Source organism: Wolbachia endosymbiont (group B) of Protocalliphora azurea, from assembly GCF_947251865.1.
In the GTDB taxonomy this organism is placed as follows: domain Bacteria; phylum Pseudomonadota; class Alphaproteobacteria; order Rickettsiales; family Anaplasmataceae; genus Wolbachia.
The window spans coordinates 1439483-1459033 of record NZ_OX366394.1 but is presented as its reverse complement, the minus strand read 5'-3'; the positions used below and the strand labels follow the sequence as shown (position 1 = coordinate 1459033).

Genomic DNA, 19551 nt, shown 5'->3' with positions numbered 1-19551 from the left:
AAAGTGAGGGTAGCCAAAATAATTAGGGATACCAGACTAAGTTTGATGATCCCAATACTAAAATGGATGAAATAGGAATAAGAAATACAAGACTAGAATTGGTAAATAAGTGGTTAATGTGTTTTCCATATTGAACTTACAGCACGTAGCTTTGATATAGAAGTTTGGGTAATGTTATGATAGTAATTTATATAATTCTATGTGCAATCTTTATAGCCATTTTAGACAGTTCACTAGATTCTTAATTAGGGGATATGTCTAACTTAGGAAAGATTTTCATCAATGTTGAAGTGAATAAGTAGGGATATTATGTTTTTTCTTTGAGTTGTGAAATTTCAGAATGAGAGAGACCAGTAATTTGAGCTATAACATCTATAGAAACACCGGCCTTGAGCGAGTTTTTTGCTACTTCAATTTTACCTTCAATTTTACCTTTTTGATGGCCGATTTGGATGCCTTCATGTTTAGCATCATCAAGTTTTTGTTCCAAGATAGCAGCTTCTTTCTGTAAATCCATTACCCTTTCTTCATAAGCTAATAGGTCCTTCTCATTCCAATGGAACTTATCTAATTCATCATATGCTAGCTTTATTATTGGTGATTTTTCTGCTATTTTTCTTAAATCTTCATCAGTTGTTTCTTCTGCATATTTAAAGAAAAATAGCCAACGATCTACTACATTTTCTAGCTGCTCTTCTCTACTTTTGGGAAACTTTGGTAACTCAATGAAGATAAATTGAAAATCTTTTAAGTCATGCTCATTAGTTTTTTCATCTCTTATGGTATGGCTAGATATATAATCAAGCTTATCAGGAAATAAATTACAATTAGAAATAGCAATAAAGAAAACCTTCTTTAAATCAATGTACTTACCACCTTTATCAGCCTGCCTTGAGTAAGCCTTAGCAGCATATAATTGAGCCCGTTTTTCGAAGCCTTTATCACGAGCGAGTTGCATCTCAATCACGTATCTGGCCCCAGTGGAATCTCTGCACAGAACATCAACAATACTCTGCTTATCAGAGGCAATTTCAGGGTCCATAATGGTGCTAAGGAATTCAACTTCTTGTATAGTATTTATTTCAGTAAACCCCAAAATATCATTCAAAAAGTGAATAAGGATATTCTTATTTTTTTCAGTACCGAATATTTTCTTAAATGTTAAATCAAGCTTAGGATCTAAAAATTTTGAAAGAGCCATAGGGAATCGACTTAAAAAGCATTAATAATTATACACAATTGTGAAGAAATATTCAACGTTTTTGTGCTAAAGTCTATTAAAGTTAGCTAAATTTCAAGAGTTGGCAAAAAACTACCTTCATAGATGACCATAGAATGCTACTGCGCACCTTAGCTGTTTATTTTATCATCTTTTACAACTCCCTCCATAAACCCCAGCAAATGAATTCATGAGCTATAAAGAGCTTTAAAAACACTTATTTTGGGTGTGAGAGATTAACCTCCTAATAAAAATACAAGCCCAAAAGCTCAATTACGATTTACCTAATATCGTGAGGACAGGTTCATTAATCTCCCACACCTTTACATGATAAAGATCTTGAAACTTAGTGTCAACATTTCAGTAGCAAATTTATGTTAAATCTATATCCTGTCAATATGGACAAAAAGAAGGTTATAATATATACAGATGGATGGAAATCCGGGGCCTGGTGGATGGGCAGCCGTGGTGATGTATGAAAATAAAAGTATCTTTATCAAAAAACGCATCTCTGGAGGTGAAGAAAACACAACGAATAACAAAATGGAGTTAAAGGCTGTGATTAACGGGCTAAAGATGTTGAAAGTTTCTTGCAAAGTTGTTTTACACACTGATAGTCAGTATATTAAACAAGGTATAACAGAGTGGATCAACAAGTGGAAAACAAATGGTTGGAAGACAGCTGATAAAAAGCCAGTAAAGAACAAGGAATTATGGAAGGAATTGAATGAAATTGTCTTGCAGCATGATATTAACTGGAAGTGGGTTAAGGCTCACAGTGGTAATACCTATAATAAAGAAGCAGATAGACTTGCTAGAAAGAAATCTAAAAAGCTAAAATATAGAGATTGTGAGATCAAGAAATCACAAAAAAATAGAGGGAGCTCTAAGTTTTATAGATTGGAGGGAGTGTTATGGCAATAATTCTTTTAGACACAAAAACTATAAATCGTATAGCAGCGGGAGAGGTAATAGAAAGGCCAGCGAGTGTAGTAAAGGAATTAGTAGAAAATGCAATAGATGCTGGAAGTTCAGAGATAGAGATCAAAATAGAAAGTGGTGGGCGTAATCTTATAACTGTAACAGACGATGGAAATGGAATAGAAAAGGAAGATTTGGAACTTGCGTTTATGCGCCACGCTACTTCAAAATTAAGCGATAGTGAGTTAATAGAAATCAAACATCTTGGCTTTAGAGGAGAAGCTTTGCCTTCAATTGCAGCAGTAAGTAGAATGAAATTATCGTCTAAGGCAAGTGGAGCAAAGGAAGCATGGTCTATAAGATATGAGGGAGGAGAAAAAATAAGAGAGATTACCCCTTGTTCTTTGTTGCAAGGTACATATATTGAAGTTCGTGACTTATTTTTTGCTACACCAAATAGACTAAAGTTTCTAAAAACCGAAAGGGCAGAAACACAAAGTATTGTTGATATTGTGAATAACTTAGCGATGATTAATTATAGTATTGGGTTTACTCTCACTTCTGGTAATAAAAAGCTCTTAAAATATGTTAAGCAAACTTCGCTGTTCAACAGATTATGTGAAATAGAAGAAGAATTTCAAAGCAATTCACTGGAAGTTAAAGAGGAAGAAGAAGGCATCAAACTTAAGGGACACATCTGTAAACCTAATGTCAATCGTGGCAACTCAACTCAAATTTATACGTTTGTTAATGGAAGGCCAATAAAAGAGAATCTACTTGTTGGTGTAATTAGATATGCGTATCACGATTTTATTCCAAACAATAGGTATCCTTTTGCAGTGTTGCATTTAGAAGTACCATATGACCAAGTAGATGTAAATGTGCATCCAAATAAATCGGAAGTAAGATTTCAGAATAAAAGGCTAATATATGAAATAGTGAGAAGAGGGATAATAAAAACACTATCAACGAGATTTGCAGCGGGTGATCAAGGTATTGAAGAGGAGCTAATTTTTAATGATAGTAAAAGCCAAGAGCAGGTTGATAGTCAAGAGAAAAAAGATCAAAAAGAATTTTATGAAAAGAGGCCAAGTCTTTTAGAAAATCATTTAATGAAAGAATTCAATGCACCAGATGAAAGAAGGCAAAGCTTACCAGAAACGTTTAAATATGGAGAATCTCCAACCCAAAAGGGAACGATGGTTCTAGAAAAGAAGCAAATTGATTTGATAGAGGATCACCCTCTAGGATATGCACGCTGTCAGGTCTACAATACTTACATTATTGCTGAGGCTGGAGATAGGCTGATTATAGTAGATCAACATGCAGCCTATGAGAGATTGATATACGAGTGCTTAACAAGCATAAAAAGACAAAAACTTCTCATTCCTGAAATAGTTGAAATTAAAAACCAAGCTGGAATGGAGATGGTTAAAACTTATAAAGATAAGCTTTTTGAAATGGGTTTTGGTATTGAAATAGAATCAGAAGATAAAGTAAGGGTAAAAGAAATACCTGCAATCTTGGGAACAATAGATATAAAAGAGATGCTAGTTGATATAGTAGATAAGTTAATGGAAATAGAAGATACGCTACCAATAGAGGATAAGGTGAACAAAATATCATCCATAATCGCTTGCCACGGAGCAGGAAGAAAAATGAAATTGGAAGAGATGAATGAGATACTAAGACAAATTGAGAAAACTCCATATTCTGATCACGGAAGACCAACGTATATAGAAATGAAACTAAGTGATATAGAAAAATTGTTTGAAAGGAGATGAGTTCAGTTTGTCAAAAAGGTTGCCAATTAAGTATACGTAACAGCTCTTCTGGTTATGGAGTATAAAATGTGAAAAAAGAGAATAAATGCTCTAATTTTTTAGATTACAAAGTAATAGGACAGGAAGTAAGAAATCGTAGATTAGCAAAGGGCTATACTCAAAAAGATTTAGCAAAAAAAATCGATACAACATATCAGGTAATACTGCAATATGAAAAAGGAACACGCAGAATTTCAATTAAGAAGTTATATGAATTAGCAGAAGCATTATCAACAACTGCTAGAGATCTAGCTTGCGGACAAGAAGTATCAAATGAGGAAAAGTACGAGGGAGAAGAGGTATTAAATCTAGTAAGAAGACATAAAGAGATTAAGGATCAAGAATTACGTGAAACGTTTTATTTATTAACCAAATTCATCCGTATTAGTGAGGAAGAAAGTGGAAAGGCAGTAAAAGTAGAGGTGGCAAAGGGTTTAGTTAAGGAAGGAGTTTCTGCTCATGTTATCTCTCGAACAACCAATTTATCTATTGATGAATATGATAATGATGAGAAAAAAATTTCTATTCCGTATAAAGTAGGTCAAAGAATAAAAGAATGGAGGTTGAGAAGAGGATACACTCAGGAAGATTTAGCAAGTAAAGTGGGTATAATAAATCAAAGAATATATGAATATGAACAAGGACGAGCTGCTGTTTCACTTGAAATGTTAGATGAAATAGCAAAGGTACTATCAATTAGTATTACAGACCTACTTCCAGAAACAACAGAAAATGAGAATAGTGAAGCAGAGCTATCAAAGTTAATAGAAGAATACAAAAAGATTAAAAGCCAAGAACTACGTAATGTACTAATAAAATCTCTGTTTGAAAGTATACAAGTTTGCAAAGAGAAAGTGGAGAGAGTAGAAAGGATGAAAATTGCAAAGAATTTAGTTAAGGAAGGAATTTCTATCAATATTATTTTAAAAACAGTAGGCATCTCTTTAGACGAAATTCAACAAATTTAAAATAAAAAATCAGTATCTATTAATATCTTTACTTTTTGATGAAAAAATAAGTAAAAAAGATTGAAAAATTGATTTGACTTCACTCAAAAGCTATGGCCTTATGCCAAGACTGCTAAAAAATGGCAGTAAATATATAAAAACATTTTGTTATACCAAATTCCATTACTAATCGAACAAATAAGAAACATTACAAACTCGTTTAATAGTAGTGCTGGAAATACTGACAATAAAATTACACAGAACATCTGCAAGTAAGCCTATGGTATCGTAGACTCTGTTACGTAAAGTATTGTATTTGATATATTGCCACAACCTCTCAACAGGATTCAGTTCCGGTGAATAAGGAGGCAAGTATATAATGGTAATGTTTTCCTGAAATTTCAAACTTTTTGATCTATGCCAACTTGCACAATCCATTACAAGAAAGGCTTTTTTCGTGCCTAAATCTTTCGACATCTGCTCCAGAAATATATTCATACAATCAGTGTTTACATATGGAGCAAGTAGGCTGATTTTCTTACCACTTCTTGGATTTACCGCACTGTAGATATAGAAATTTTGTCTACCAATTTTCATTTTAACCTGCGTTCTGACCCCTTTTTTAAACCATCCGTGTCCGATTTTTGAATGAGTTCCAAATCGTGATTCATCAAAAAAACACCTCTTTTTCAGGGTGGGAATTGACTATTTTATTGAAGTATTTTTTAAACTCTTCTTGCTTGTTTTTATCTTGTTTATGGTGCATTGGCCTCGGTGTTATATAAGAAAATTTCATCCTTTGTATCTCACGGTGCACTGTTGATTTGCTAATGTTTAGGCCAAATTCCTCTGAGATTTTTATCTGCACTTCCTTAATAGTAATATTTGGATTTCTTTCTACCCATATTTCAATTTGCTCACGTTGATTTTTCTTTAATTTGCTTTTTCTTCGCCGCTGAGACGGGGCAAATAATCTTTCTACTCTACCAAATTTTAGATGCTTTATCCATTCAGTCAAAGCAGTCCTTGAAATTTTACATATTCTTGCCACAGCGCTTATACTACTTTCTTTTCCTGCTATCACCGCTTGTAACTTTTTTGAAACATATGCGTTATTTCTGACCTTTTTTAACATTTCTTTCGCCAAATTTACAACTTTTTCGTCTAATAGTTTTGACCTTAATGCCATTTATACCTCTCTATTTTATCTACTTTATTATCACTTCTTTCCCATTATTGTCTATCTGTTCTTTGCATAGTGGGAATTGGTATTATTAGTGAAGGGTAATTTTTATGAATAATAAGAAAGATCGTAGAGAAGAAATAGAATTCAGAGCATTAGAAAGCAACGGTAAAGCTCTACTTGATCGTGAAGTAATAGAAACGTTTCTAAGTGCAGTGCATGACAGGGAAGAAGCTCGAATTATGGGAACGTTCAAAAAAGTGTGTCAAGCCGCATTTTTAGTTCAACTCAATTTTCAATCTATCTGGAAAGAAAATATCAAGTTGAGACATAGTTAAAGCCCAATTAGGGAGAGCCATAATCCACCTTTGCTCTACCTTTTTTATAGCACAATATACCTGTTTGTACAAGGCATTTGTACTAGTAAATGAACCCTTAGTTTTAGTAAATTTCCTGATTTGTCTATGCAACCCCTCAATTGGATTAGTGGTGTAAATCAGCTTCCTAACTGGCCCAGAATACTTAAAATAACTGGATAAGTTTTCCCAATTGTTCTGCCAGGATTTTATAACTAAAGGATACTTTTCTCCCCATTTTTCTTCCAGCTCAAGCAGATAATTCTCAGCAATTTCTTTACTTGAAGCACGATATATTTTTTTCAGATCATTCATGAAAACTTTTACATCTTTACTGGATACATATTTCAGAGAATTTCTTATTTGGTGTACTATACATAGCTGCACTTCTGCACTGGGAAATACACTGTTGATGGCTGCAGGAAAGCTTTTTAGCCCATCTACACATGCAATCAGAATATCTTCTACTCCTCTTTCTTTGAGGTCATTTAAAACTCCCAACCAGAAGTTAGCTCCCTCACTTTCAGCCAGATAAAAACCTAATACTTCTTTTCTGCCATTTTGATTTATACCCAATATATTATACATGCATTTACTTACGCAATGTCCGTCCTCCTTGACCTTAAAAAACATGCCATCCATGAACACTATTGGATACACTGATTGCAATGGACGGCTGCGCCATTCATTGATTATTGGTAGCAGTTTATCAGTAATATTGGATATCTCTGCTGCTGATATTTTATGGTCATATATTTCCTCAACGTGTGAAGCTATGTCTCTGTATCCCATGCCACTGGCGTATGTACTTAAGACCTTTGCTTCAAGTTCTGGATGTAGGCTTGTTTGCCTTTTTTTGACTATTTGCGGTTCAAAGCTTCCTTCTCTGTCTCTTGGTGTTAATAGTTCAAATGAGCCTGAACTTGTACGTAAAGTTTTTGCATTCCTTCCATTTCTTCGGTTATTTTCTTCACTTTTAGCTGACATGTGGCTTTCTATTTCACCTTCCAGACTTGCCTCTAGCAGCCTTTTTATAAACGGTGTTAATGCTCCATCTCTTCCTGTCAATGGTCTTCCTTCTCGTATAGATGACAGGATATTTGTTTCTAATTCTTTATAATCTACCAAACCAGTAGTTCTATTTGCTTGACTCATATCAAACCTCCATTTTTTATATCAATTTATTACTTTTTTTTCGGTTTGACACACTTTTTTGAACATTCCCGCTTGCACTTAACTTGACGCTTATGAACACTACCAAACAAGAAATAATTGAAAGTCTTTTATTATACAATCAGGAAAAGCATGCAAAAACAAAAAATCCCAATCACAGTAATAATAACGATGGTAATACAGACCATAGCAACAATTTGGTGGCTCGCCAAGCTAGACTTACGGGTACACATGCATGATAAATTTATAGAGCAGAACAATGGATTGGCCGTTACGGTATATCGTCTGGAAGAACGGGTAAAGAATCTTTCTGAGGAATTGGATGAACTTAAAGCTGATTTAAAGTAATTATTCTTCTACTTTTGGTGTGTAAGCATCAGATTGAGATTGACGATCCTTCCAGTTTTCGATGTATTGCTCAACTAATTGAGGATCCCCTGTTATAATCAGTAGATTCTCAGCATTTCTTGATTCAGCTGCATAGGTGAAATTAAAAGAGCCAGTTATTATTTTGTTATCATCAATAATCATTATTTTACTATGAGCAATCGCTGGTTTAAAGTCTACCCAAATTGGGATTTTTTGCTCAAACAGCTCATTGATAACACTATACTTTGAGCTAACTTGCGATTCGTCGAGAATAACCATGACATCAACTCCACGCTTTTTAGCTTGAACCAAGGATTCAGCAATAGGCTTCGAGGTAAATTGGTATGCCTGAACCAACACGGATTTTTTAGCATGACCCACAGAATCAATTATTAGATTGGTGCAATTTTCTCTAGGAGTGAAACATACAGTAGTACTTGGACAAGAAACACAACCTGATAAAAGCAAACAAGTTAAAAAAATCAATAAATATCTAAACATGGCCAAATATATTCTTTCAGTCGACGGTGGAGGCATAAGAGGTATTATACCTGCTATTGTTCTAGCTGAAATAGAGTATAGAACAAAAAAGCCAATCTCTCAAATGTTTGACTTAATGGTCGGAACTTCTACAGGTGGTATTATCGTTGCCGGATTATGTAATAAACAATACTCTGCTCTCGACTTAGTTGATCTCTATCAGAAAGACGGGTCACATATCTTTAAGTCTTCATTTTTCAGAAGATCAATATTTTCCTGGCTAAATTGTGCACAGTATTCATGCAAAAATATTGAATGCGTTCTGAATAGATATTTTGGTGATTCTACTCTTGCAGATGCAACAAATAATTTAATGCTTACAAGCTACGATATTAAGAACAATTATCCCTTCTTCTTTAAAAGCTGGAGAGAAGATAGAAATTTTATCAAATTGAAAGATGCATTACGATCTACAACTGCAGCACCTACTTACTTTGCACCTAAATATCTTAAAATCAACCAAAAGGAAATGGTATTAGTGGATGGCGGAGTATTTGCAAATAATCCAGCGGCTTGTGCATATGCAAGTGGTAAGAGGTTATTTCCAAATGATGATATTATAATTTTATCAATTGGTACTGGCAGAACAGATAGAAGCATAGAGTATTTTAATTCAAGGAGATTTGGAAAAATAGGATGGATCAAGCCACTACTACATGTGATGTTTGCTTCAAGTTTAGATGCAGTAAATTACCAACTTGATCAAGTTATAGCTGATAAATATATACGCATACAATCGCAATTGAAAATAGCATCACCTGACATGGATAATATTACATCAAAAAATATCAAATCTCTGCAGGAGGAGGCAAAGGCAATGGTAGAGGACAATCAAAAAGTGATAGAAAAATTCTGTATAGAAATATTAAATATATAACTATTCTCTCTAATATTTTAATATATTATTTATGAGTCAGTAAACTACTGCTGTTTTTAACCCAGATTAAGTTTTGAAAGCATAATTTTCAAGCTCCTCAATAGATAAATCTGTTATTTTAGAAATAGCATCAATAGAAACGTCCAACATACGTAGATTATTCGCAACTTTTATTGCCTCTGCTTTGTAAATCTTTTCTTTATAAATTTGCTTTCTTTGCGATAAAAATTCTACCCATATGCCTAGTTCATCTCGTGATTCTTGATTGTCAATTTTTTTAGACTCTTTCACCCAACTTAATAGCTCGTTTTCTGCTTTGCAATTATCTTCTTCATACTTCTTCATCAGATCTTCAGCATTCACTGATAACTTCTCTGCTATTTCCCATAATCTTTCACTTAAAATAGTAGCACTCCCTTGTTCATAGTGATGTATCTGTGAGGGTCCTACATCTAGCTTTTTTGCTAATTCTTCTTGAGTATACCCTCTTATTATTCTCCATTTTTTTATCTCTTGTCCTTCGTTTGAATGCTCAGAGCCTTTTTCCTCATCATATTCATCAATTGACAAACCAGTTCCCCGATAGATAATATCAGTATCAAACCCTACTTTCGCTAAGTTCTTGGCCATGCTTACCCTTGCAGCTTTTACATTATTTTCCTCTTCAGCTTGAATAAACCCAGTTAAGTCGCGAATCAACTTGCATGATTCTTGTCCCTTTATTTTTGCTATAAAGTTGTACATCCATTCTTTGTTAAAAGAACAACTTTCTCTCAGTACTTTTTGTCTAGGAAATAAGCTACCAATGTGAACTGATAATGCTTCCGCTATGACTTTTAATTTTTCAGTTGGAATGCCACATGTTCCTTGCTCATATCTTAGTAATGTATGATATTTTATGCCTGTTTTCTCTACTAAATCTTTTAGGGTATACTTTTGTTTTAATCTCCAGCTTCTTACTTTTTGTGCTATTTTATATCTTATAGAGATATTTGCCATATCGTAACAATTTTACCGAAATAAACCATCTGTTATTTTACTATAACCTAAAATTTAGCTTATAAAGAAGTTGCAATTTTGTGGTTGTAAGTAAGAAGGGAAGAAAACCCTCCCCTCCTCATTGTTTAAAGTTTCCGGGAAGTTTCTTTACTACCTCCACACACCTTATCAACCCATGATAATGTTTCACTATTACTAATTGCCTTTATTTCTTCTTTTGCCTTTTCTTTATTCCACTTGCCACTCCTAGGGAAACTTCCTTTTTCTACCGCTTCTGTGACTGTCATTCCTCCAAAAAAGCAACCTTTTCCTATATTTTCCCCTTTTTTTTGTAGTTCAGACCACATTTCTTTATCTGCTACTCTGACCTCTACTTGACTGTCATTTTCCGCATTATGGTATACTACAATTTTTAGGCTACCAATACTTGTAGGAAATGTTATCTCAAATACACCTACGACAATGTTGCAAATTTTTATTTTCCTTTCCATTATGTCCAGAAGAGTTCGGTAGCTCTTTTACGCGAAATACCACATTTACGTCCTCAAGGTTAATTTCAATTCTCTTGACCAATGTTCTGATAATATCACGTTTAGTTAACCAGTCTGCGTTATCAAGGTTTAACGTAATATTGGAAGAAAAGTCTTCTAAATTGGCCACAACCAGAGTTACCTCCTGTTCTAATTCCTTTTGATAAAATATCTTTTTCTTCTCTTCTTTAATTGTTTTTAAGCTTTGTTTCATTGCTTTAATTCGTGGTTCAAATTCCTCTTGATTGATATATTCTTGAGCATAACTATCGATAAGTCTAGCAATACCACGTTTTAATTTATTTTCTTGTTTCTCTAGCAGGTCACTTTTTTGATCCAATGATGATTTTTTTAGTTCTGAAAGCCTACGCTTGTATTCTTCTAAAATCCTGTTTGGATTTTTCAATAACTGCTTAACCTCTTCCCACACAGCTGTTTCTAATGCATCTGAGCGAATGGGTTTATTGTCACAAATCTTATTACCACCAAAACGGTAAGAATCTTTACCACTACAACGGTAATATGCATAATGACCACCTTCTTCTTCTCGTCTACTTCTCATGCAAGTTCCGTAACATCCGTAATTACAACGCTTACATATGACTAAACCTTGTAGTAAGTACTTTGCTCCTCTTTTTCTTGTCCTTGCTACTTTTCTATTTTCAGCTAATTGTTCTTGAACAATATCAAATATATCTTCATCTACTATATTTGGCACTTTAATATAAATCCAATTTGCTTTTTCAACAGGATAGACAGAGTGGTTACTTTTTGGCTGCTCACAAGAGCCTTTCTGTGGTCTTACTTGCTTTAATCTTACTCCTAACCTTCTTCTACCAAAAGCTGCTTGTCCTTTGTAAGCAGGGTTTTTCAACATACTCCAAATTGTACCTTTATTCCAGCGTTCTTTTCCTTTTTGTGTCTTAATGGACATAGTATTTAGCCGACGACATACTTCCCCAATACTTGTTCTTTCTCTGCCTATCCACAAAAATACTTTACGAACGACATCAGCTTCTTTTTCGTTAATCTCAAATAAAGCTTGTCCTCCTCCCATATGCTTATCTATATAACGATAACCATAAGGAGCTCCTCCCATTACATTTACATAGCCTTTGTTAGCTGCATAGATTTTACCACGACGACTTCGTTCCATAATTTTCGCACGTTCATATTCTGCTATCATACCTTGCATTTGTAACAGTAATTGAGATTCTGGGTTACCGTTAATCTCATAATTTAAAAAAACCACTTTTGCTCCTGCTTTTTCAAATTCTTCAATCAGCACCATTTGATATGCATATTTTCTAGATAAACGATCAGGAGAATGAATGTAAATCTTATCAATTTTACCTTCTGTTACTTTATCACGTAATTTTTCTAAATCAGGGCGGACTAAATGAGATCCACTGTAGCCGTTATCAATAAATTTATACTCACTTAACAATCTGTATCCGTCCAGATTAATTTGCTTCTCTAAAGCTGCAATTTGACTTTCTATCGTATTTCCTTCTACTTGTTTCCCCGAAGAAACTCTCGCATATAAACATACTGTTACCATTTGACCCTCCTTGAATCCCATTTTTATGTTTTAAGTTTTTTTGACTTATTTCCTTTGACACTACCTTTTCATAAGCATCTGATAAGCATTGTTCTGCTAACCGATTAGGTTCATAGCTACAGCTAATTTGGATAGCTAATCTCTTGTTTCTCATGACTTTTCCTTGAAATAATATGTTCATATCATTCCTTAAAGCCGATGGTTAATTGATTATTAGCGCTATAAGTAAATCGGACTCTTGGTTCTGGACACAGAAGTTTTCGAGAAATGGTTTTCTCTAGTTTTATTTTTATGTTTTTTGCAACATTGTCGGTAGTGTAAACACTCTATTATTTGATACAGTATTTTTAGAATCTCCTCCAAAAGAAGTATCAGAAAAGTCATGGCATGCTATGAGAGAGTTTAACGATAGATTGTCAGATGAAAAAAAATATTTCTCCATATTGATTCCTACTCTTACTATTACCCACAAATATAAAGTTCGTGAGCAAGTCGCCATCCTTCTGCTAGATCAAAGAGACGTCTCCATCCTTTCCAAATAGTAATGGGTCCTGGTTCTAGATCATTTTTTCTAGCCAAATGTCCTCCAAGTTGAGCAACCCATGAAACAGCTTCTTTTATAGTAGGAGTTGCATTTGAACATGGTTTTCTATGTATTTTTACATATAGAACTTTCCATTCTTCTTCGGCTAATAAGGTAGTACACGGTAATGTTGGATCAGTTCTTGCAATTGTTGTAATAAAGAAAATTCTCCAAGCAATAATACTCATTACTGTTAAATATCGCATCAACCTTTCTGCTGTTCCAAGCCTACATTCTTCAACTTTGAGACCAGATTTTAAAATTTTATGTAATATTTCTATTTTCCATCTAAGACAATACCACCTAACTTTTTCAACAGCTTCATCAAAGGTATTGACTGGAAGATTTGTTAAAAGCATCCACTCTAGCGGACTTGTTTCAGAAGGAAAGTCTTTTTCAACAACGTAAACTGCATAGTGTGGTAATTTAAGTAATTCTTCTTTCTTATGCCTAATACTATTCTTAGATGGATGCATAATAAACTTTCCGAATCTAACTTCCAAATGTGCTGTTCTTTTTGGCTTATTATCTTTTGCAGGAACTTCAACTTTTACCGTACCTGCACAATGAGAGGATTTAATAAATTCCCATAACTTCTGCTCACCTTTTTCAGGATATCGAGATTTTCTATTTACTGCCCTATCTTTGGAAGCTCTAACTAACACTGCCGAATTAAGATTATGTGCAAGCTCAAAAAACTCATATATATCTGCTTCTCTATCGCATATAGTTATAGTCTCAGTTTGAGTTGAATCAATAATGTTGTTTGTGTTGCTTAAAGTTTCTAACCATTTTATACTCTCTTTATCTTCAATGCGGATACTGTCATTGTTCTTTTTTTTTATGTTTTCAGATTCTTCAGGTCTTGAATAAATTTTTTGATCTAGTATCCCTAGTACCAAACCTTCTATACTAACAGCTAGAGCTGTATGCATTATAATACCTTGACTATGTTTTCTTGTAATAACTCCCAATCCACTTGTTTTTTCATGGTCTGTGTATGAAATATAACTTGTATCTTGGATCACAAAAATTTTTTTATGGGCTTTTGTTCTTTCAACTGTTTTAGCAACGTGTGAAGCTAGAATATCGCCTTCTTTCACGTTCTCATTTTGAAAAAAACGATATGCTGCTTTTGCTTCTGACCAACTTCCACACGCCTGATTGATTGAGCTTTCAGGTAAACTTGTAAAACTATCAGCAATATTTACTAATCGGTCAGTTAACCTTTTATCTCCAAGTACAGCATCTCCAAATTCATTTTCAGCCCATTCATTATTCCTGTTTGCCATTTTTTACCCTCAATGTTTGCAAACTTTAATGTTGTAATACTTTATTTTTATGTCCATTTATATTTGTGGGTAATAGTAAGATACACACCTCGTCGGAGGATGCTGTTTGTGTAGGGTTAAATTTTGATTTAGACAACAACGAACGTTTGCAGCTTAGCACTCAAAACTTTTTGGAAAGAGAATCTTCTTTAATGGAAAGGCTATTTAATGGGTCTGTGGCCAGAATTCAAGAGAGCGTTAGAGACTATTTACTATATCCAGCCTTCGGTGTACCTGCTGTACCTGGTGTTAGAAATAGGGGTGGTGTTAGTGCTAGAGATAGGAGAATATTCCTCTACACAACTGGGTTTACCTTTGGAAATACCGCATTTGCAAAAAAAAGGATTATGTTAACAAGAGGAAATTGGGTAGATGTAACCAAACACTTATTCCACTATCATGATGACGATGAAATGCTAGATCCGCAAGGAGGGATCACACAGGTAAATGTCGGAGATCGTGCCTTAACTATGGTTTTATATGCATCATTAGGAAGAGAGAAAAGAGTTATTGTACTTAATGTACGTCATATGTTAGCAACTCACCAGTTTCCAGAGCAAGGTCTAGATCTATCACATTGGCCAGACACTAGAGTGTATGAAGTAGTATGTGAATTGGATCCGGCAAGAAGAGCTGAGGATGATCTTGGTTTAACTGTTGGTGTAACACTATTTCACTCACCTGCCCTCTATTTACAAAGTAAAGTAGGTGGATCTTTTCTAGGTGAATTTTCACAGATAGGTGGTGTCAGTAACGTGCACAGCATTGCAGATATAATGATGAATACTGGTTGGCAAGTACAAAATCGTCATGCACAAATGTTTCAAGCAATTTCTAATGTGCTATTTCCGTTAAGCATCGAACAAAATGAATCTGTCAAACCAGGAAGAAACTCATCAATTTAAGTTTCTAGTAGTTTTAAGTATAGTTGTGAAGGAAGCGCCTCATGCAGTTATAACCGGAATCTTCACTGGTGCCATAAGTGCCCGTCGTTTAGCATGGTTTTGGAGGAACGGTCAAATCATTGATGGAGTCCTTAGACTACCTCGGTTAGGAGATTGTATTATATCAACCGTCCCAAGCTGAAGTGTTTCCCTGCTATAAATTATATGAAGGAGTTACCATGAAAAAAACAAAAAGTAAATTAGAAATAATGAACCCTAACGCAGCAGGAATAGATGTTGGTTCAGCTATACATTATGTGTGTGTGCCAGAAGGAAGTGATGAACAGCATATACAAAAATTTAGCTGTTTTACAGAGGATCTTCATAACATAGCAAAATGGCTAAAAAAGTGTGAAGTTACTACAGTAGCCATGGAGTCAACCGGAGTGTACTGGATTCCTTTGTTTCAAGTACTTGAATCATATGGACTTGAAGTAAAACTTGCAAATGCAAGACATGTAAAAAATGTACCTGGAAGAAAGTCAGATGTCCAGGACTGCCAATGGCTTCAACAACTACACAGTTATGGGTTAATCGAAGGATCATTTAGGCCAGATAATCAAATGTGTGTATTGCGTAGTTATGTGCGGCAACGTAAAAACTTAATTGAAAATGCTGCTACACATATTAATCGTATGCAAAAGGTGTTGGTACAAATGAATATTCATTTACATAAAGTAATAAGCGATATCACTGGCGTCACAGGAATGCAAATTATTAAAGCAATAGTAGAAGGTGAAAAGAATCCCGAGAAGCTAGCTGAATTCAGAAGTGTGAATATGAAGAACGATAAAGCTACTATAGCAAAAGCATTAACAGGCGATTATAGAGAAGAACATTTATTTGTACTGAAACAAGAATATACAGCATATACTTTTTTTCAAGAGCAAATAACTGAATGTGATAAAAGCATAGAAAATTACTATAAAACATTTGAAACAAAGTCCGATGAGAGTAAAGAGTTAGGTAAGGAAAAAAACAAGTCTAGAAAAGGCAGACCAAACTTCACCTTGCGTGAGAAATTGTATAGGATAACCGGAATAGATTTTACTAAAATTCCTGGATTTGATATACTAACTGTACAAACTATTATTTCAGAAGTTGGCATTAACCATAATAAGTGGCAATCAGAAAAGCACTTTACTTCATGGTTAGGACTTAGCCCTGCTAACAAGATCACAGGAGAAAAAGTATTTGGGACAAAAACTCGTAAAGTCATTAATCGCGCTACAAATGCCCTGCGAATGGCTGCTTATGCTGTGGGAAATAGCAAAAGTGCATTAGGTGCATATTGTAGGAGATTAAAAAGACGGCTAGGAGCAATAAAAGCAATTACTGCCACAGCAAGAAAATTAGCATGTATTTTTTACCAAATGTTGAAATATGGACAAGAGTATGTGGAAAAAGGAATGAGTTATTATGAAACACGCTACAAAGAGAAAATTGTGAAAAATTTGATCAAAAAAGCGCAGGAGTTTGGCTACACACTAGTTCAACAAGAAGAGTTGATTAATGGAGTTTCTTAGGAGGTGGATAGTAAATAGGGATAACGCTAGAGAGGCTGGATTTCATTCCATACTGCATGGATTATTTTACGCTTGTGATAATCCAGCTAGGGTAATTATTGAATTTCAACTGGGAGGAGGAGAGAGATTAGATCTGGTATTATTACGGTCTCCAGACAGTAGAGATGGTGTTCACCCAATAGGAATAGAGTTGAAGTTTGCTGGTGCTGGTGAATTACAGCGTAAAAAGCGGGAAGCAAATAACCAACTAGATGATTATATGCATTGTAGAGGTTATAAGCGTATTACCGATGGAGACACAGTAGTTTTATCGTATGCCATATGGAATGATCGTGCACAGAGGCCAGATACTCTTATATCAGTTAAGGATGTTCTTCGTATAAAGGACAACTTAGGACACAGTTCTGCAGATGATCTTCCTGGTAGATGAGGATTACTGAGAGTTTATATGTCAAAAATGAACTACTATTAATTCAGCAACATACACCATTAAAAACTTAAGCAATACAACCATTTCTAGCAACCGAAACCAGCTAGCTTGAGAAGAGTTTGTTTTGGGATGCGTTGGTCTACCGCGCGATACATACGAACTTTTTTGTATTCTGACTTTGCTATACGCTAAAACTAGCCATATTAGCCCATTTTATCCATATATACATACGAACTGTTTTGCCTAAGCTTATGGAAATAATTTAAATCTTCTATTTTTATAACCTTATTTTTACGCAACTTGTTCTCAAAAATATACGATCTTTTTTGAAGGAGTAAACAATTGAATTGTTTATAACACTAGCTAGCATGGTATCTTCACTAAAATATTTTTTGAAAAAGTTAATTGACTTATAAATAATTCTCTACTAATACTGGCATGTGTTTGTTTATTCTGCTGAAGTTGCTCCATACAGGTTTGCTGTAAAAACTTCAGCAGTTTCCGTACTCCTTTAAAGCATAATCCATCACGCTCTTAATAATAGTGATATCAAATATAGGTCTTAACTATTTTAATCTATAGTAAAATTAGCTCAAATTTGCAGTCATAAGCAACTTTTAACCTATCTACATACTCCATTGTTACTCACCATAAAAACTTAACAAAAATATGAGTAGTAAAAAGATTGTGTTGAAATTAGCTTGACCAATATTATATATTGTACATAATATATTCTATATCTAGGCTAGGAGGTAGTATGGATACAGAGTCAGTAAAATATGTTGTAGAATCTATCAGTGAACAAAAGCTAGGAGAGGAATTAAATACTGAGCCATGGCATTCAAAAATTGAGTGTAATAGCAATGAGGGACCAACGCCTGAAGATGACATAACAGATTTAGATGATTATAGTTTGTTTGTTCAAGGAATAAGTAATCGTTCGGAATGTTATGACCTTGATCAGAGACATGAAACTAGGGAGGCTGTTGACACATGTGTAAAACATACATTGTCGTATCAGAGTGAAACTGATGATAGTGATTTATATTGGAAAAATTACCCTATTAGTCCAAGAGACTCTGCTTTAATTAAGTTAGATCTACTACTGACTGAAAGTGAGAGAAGTCTAATTGATGAATTTCGTAAAGAGTTAAAAGATGTAGTAACAAAAAATGATCAAGGTTATAGGGATAAGCATGAAAATTTTACAAACACTGCTTTAGAGCGTATAGAGTGCATAACAAATAAATATTTGCAAAAAGGGATAAGACTCAATTCAAAATATAACGATGATAAGTATACTATAACAAGTTTAATTTTTAAGGAAATAAGAAATATCCCTGATAGAATACGACAGCATAAGGGATTACCACCTTATGAGAGTTTATCAGACGATAGTGAGACTATAACAAGTTTAGTTTCTAAGGGAATAAGAGATATTCCTGCCTACGAGGGTGTATCAGATGATAAAAATATAGGTATTATACGCAATATCATGAGTAATTTACTATTAAAAGGTGGAAGAGTAAAATGCAGTTCCTTTTATGATGATAAGTTATTGTATGCAACTTATGGGTTCAGTTATGAGATTTTTGCAGAACGTGAAGAAATCGATAACAAGCTAAAAAGCGTAGCAGATGAAGGTATTATAAACAGTAGTGCCCAAGGCAAAGCTTTACACGTAGAAATGGATAATGGATATTTTTATGTAAAATATTCGCAAGATAGCACTGTTGAGGTTGCAAAAGTTATAAATAATCCAAAAGTGAAAGATTTAAGTTTTAGACATCATATATTTCATGTTGGAAAGAGTATAGTAAGAGTTGAAAATGTAGGAGGAAAAAGAAATTATACAGACGTTTTAGAAGGTGGCATTGAAATGTCTTTTACTACTGAAGTAGGAAAGATTAGTATTCATCTACGTTCTAGTGATAAAGACAACAATAAAATTGAAGTAAAGATAAGTGACGATGACAAGAAGAAACTTGATCAATTAAAAGATAAGGAAGAAATAGGAGAAAATTGCTTACTTGGTGGATATTCAGTACATGATGCGATTAAACGAGGATATTTTGAAAAACATGAAACACTACGTCAATCTTCTGAAAAAATTACCTTATCTAATGAAAAGAAAAAAAATAGTTGGTGTGAGATAGTAACAAATTCAAAACAGACAACAAGCCGTACTGTAGGGTAAATGCTAAACTGCTTGATTGTCTAAAGATCTTATATTACTCAC

The 19551-nt window shown here is 34.1% G+C and carries 16 protein-coding genes and 3 pseudogenes; 11 read left to right on the top strand and 8 right to left on the bottom strand.

The genetic code is table 11. The annotated features are described in order from the left end of the window. Positions 1–307 precede the first annotated feature (307 nt). Positions 308–1201, bottom strand: a complete 894-nt coding sequence (locus OPR35_RS06945) for an Rpn family recombination-promoting nuclease/putative transposase (RefSeq protein ID WP_264686103.1) — start codon at positions 1199–1201, stop codon at positions 308–310. A gap of 416 nt (positions 1202–1617) precedes the next feature. On the opposite strand from OPR35_RS06945, the pseudogene rnhA reads away from it, so the two are divergent. The 3 genes and pseudogenes from rnhA to wmk (OPR35_RS06930) all read left to right on the top strand — a co-directional run. Continuing rightward, a pseudogene (gene rnhA / locus OPR35_RS06940) lies at positions 1618–2041 on the top strand (ribonuclease HI); the annotation flags it as partial. Between the two features lie 92 nt (positions 2042–2133). Continuing rightward, complete coding sequence (gene mutL / locus OPR35_RS06935; RefSeq protein ID WP_264377091.1) at positions 2134–3924, top strand: DNA mismatch repair endonuclease MutL; 1791 nt, start codon at positions 2134–2136, stop codon at positions 3922–3924. 68 nt (positions 3925–3992) lie between these two features. Further along, positions 3993–4931 carry a WO male-killing family protein Wmk gene (wmk, locus tag OPR35_RS06930; RefSeq protein WP_264377092.1) on the top strand — a complete coding sequence of 313 codons (939 nt, stop codon included), beginning with the start codon at positions 3993–3995 and terminating at the stop codon, positions 4929–4931. 165 nt (positions 4932–5096) lie between these two features. On the opposite strand, the gene OPR35_RS06925 is transcribed toward wmk (OPR35_RS06930), so the two are convergent. Further along, positions 5097–6099, bottom strand: a protein-coding gene (locus OPR35_RS06925) for an IS630 family transposase (RefSeq protein WP_230608967.1) whose coding sequence is annotated in 2 segments (ribosomal slippage) — positions 5097–5588 and positions 5590–6099 — 1002 coding nt in all. Because the reading frame shifts where the segments join, the coding sequence is not laid out codon by codon here. 104 nt (positions 6100–6203) lie between these two features. Between OPR35_RS06925 and OPR35_RS07415 the strand changes: the two are divergent. Next, positions 6204–6338: pseudogene (locus OPR35_RS07415) on the top strand (DNA repair protein RadC); the annotation flags it as partial. A 33-nt stretch (positions 6339–6371) separates the two neighbouring features. On the opposite strand, the gene OPR35_RS06920 reads toward OPR35_RS07415, so the two are convergent. Beyond that, entirely contained in the window at positions 6372–7604 is a 1233-nt protein-coding gene (locus tag OPR35_RS06920; protein WP_265024688.1) for an IS256 family transposase, read from the bottom strand. A 150-nt stretch (positions 7605–7754) separates the two neighbouring features. On the opposite strand from OPR35_RS06920, the gene OPR35_RS06915 reads away from it, so the two are divergent. Continuing rightward, the gene (locus tag OPR35_RS06915) at positions 7755–7970 is read left to right on the top strand and encodes a hypothetical protein (protein ID WP_264730428.1); all 216 of its coding nucleotides are present in this window, start codon (positions 7755–7757) and stop codon (positions 7968–7970) included. On the opposite strand, the gene OPR35_RS06910 is transcribed toward OPR35_RS06915, so the two are convergent. Further along, positions 7971–8492 (bottom strand): phospholipase D family nuclease, encoded by a 522-nt coding sequence (locus tag OPR35_RS06910; RefSeq protein WP_264730430.1) that lies wholly within the window; start codon positions 8490–8492, stop codon positions 7971–7973. On the opposite strand from OPR35_RS06910, the gene OPR35_RS06905 reads away from it, so the two are divergent. Then, positions 8491–9408, top strand: a complete 918-nt coding sequence (locus OPR35_RS06905; RefSeq protein ID WP_264730432.1) for a patatin-like phospholipase family protein — start codon at positions 8491–8493, stop codon at positions 9406–9408. The genes OPR35_RS06910 and OPR35_RS06905 overlap by 2 nt on opposite strands. 66 nt (positions 9409–9474) lie before the next feature. Here the strand turns inward: OPR35_RS06905 and wmk (OPR35_RS06900) are convergent, their stop codons facing one another. From wmk (OPR35_RS06900) to OPR35_RS06890, 3 genes are all read right to left on the bottom strand, one after another. After that, entirely contained in the window at positions 9475–10407 is a 933-nt protein-coding gene (wmk, locus tag OPR35_RS06900) for a WO male-killing family protein Wmk (protein ID WP_264730434.1), read from the bottom strand. Positions 10408–10532: 125 nt separating this feature from the next. Then, positions 10533–10898, bottom strand: coding sequence for a hypothetical protein (locus OPR35_RS06895; protein WP_265024824.1), 366 nt, complete (start codon positions 10896–10898; stop codon positions 10533–10535). Then, the gene (locus tag OPR35_RS06890) at positions 10852–12519 is read right to left on the bottom strand and encodes a recombinase family protein (protein WP_264704331.1); all 1668 of its coding nucleotides are present in this window, start codon (positions 12517–12519) and stop codon (positions 10852–10854) included. Before OPR35_RS06890 ends, OPR35_RS06895 begins: the two co-directional genes overlap by 47 nt. 299 nt (positions 12520–12818) lie before the next feature. Here OPR35_RS06890 and OPR35_RS07410 point away from each other — a divergent pair. Next, positions 12819–13040: pseudogene (locus OPR35_RS07410) on the top strand (hypothetical protein); the annotation flags it as partial. Here OPR35_RS07410 and OPR35_RS06885 read toward each other — a convergent pair. After that, positions 12961–14373, bottom strand: a complete 1413-nt coding sequence (locus tag OPR35_RS06885; protein WP_264686125.1) for an IS4-like element ISWosp2 family transposase — start codon at positions 14371–14373, stop codon at positions 12961–12963. The pseudogene OPR35_RS07410 and the gene OPR35_RS06885 overlap by 80 nt on opposite strands. Positions 14374–14438: 65 nt before the next feature. Between OPR35_RS06885 and OPR35_RS06880 the strand changes: the two genes are divergently transcribed. The 4 genes from OPR35_RS06880 (at position 14439) to OPR35_RS06865 (ending at position 19509) form a co-directional block, all read left to right on the top strand. Next, a complete protein-coding gene (locus tag OPR35_RS06880) occupies positions 14439–15317 on the top strand; it encodes a hypothetical protein (protein WP_265024825.1) in 879 nt (292 codons plus the stop codon). A 218-nt stretch (positions 15318–15535) separates the two neighbouring features. Beyond that, a complete protein-coding gene (locus OPR35_RS06875) occupies positions 15536–16882 on the top strand; it encodes an IS110 family RNA-guided transposase (RefSeq protein ID WP_265024826.1) in 1347 nt (448 codons plus the stop codon). Beyond that, complete coding sequence (locus OPR35_RS06870) at positions 16869–17312, top strand: hypothetical protein (protein ID WP_265024827.1); 444 nt, start codon at positions 16869–16871, stop codon at positions 17310–17312. The genes OPR35_RS06875 and OPR35_RS06870 overlap by 14 nt, the downstream gene beginning before the upstream one ends. Before the next feature lie 757 nt (positions 17313–18069). Continuing rightward, positions 18070–19509 carry a hypothetical protein gene (locus tag OPR35_RS06865; RefSeq protein ID WP_230609244.1) on the top strand — a complete coding sequence of 480 codons (1440 nt, stop codon included), beginning with the start codon at positions 18070–18072 and terminating at the stop codon, positions 19507–19509. The last annotated feature ends 42 nt before the right edge of the window (positions 19510–19551 follow it).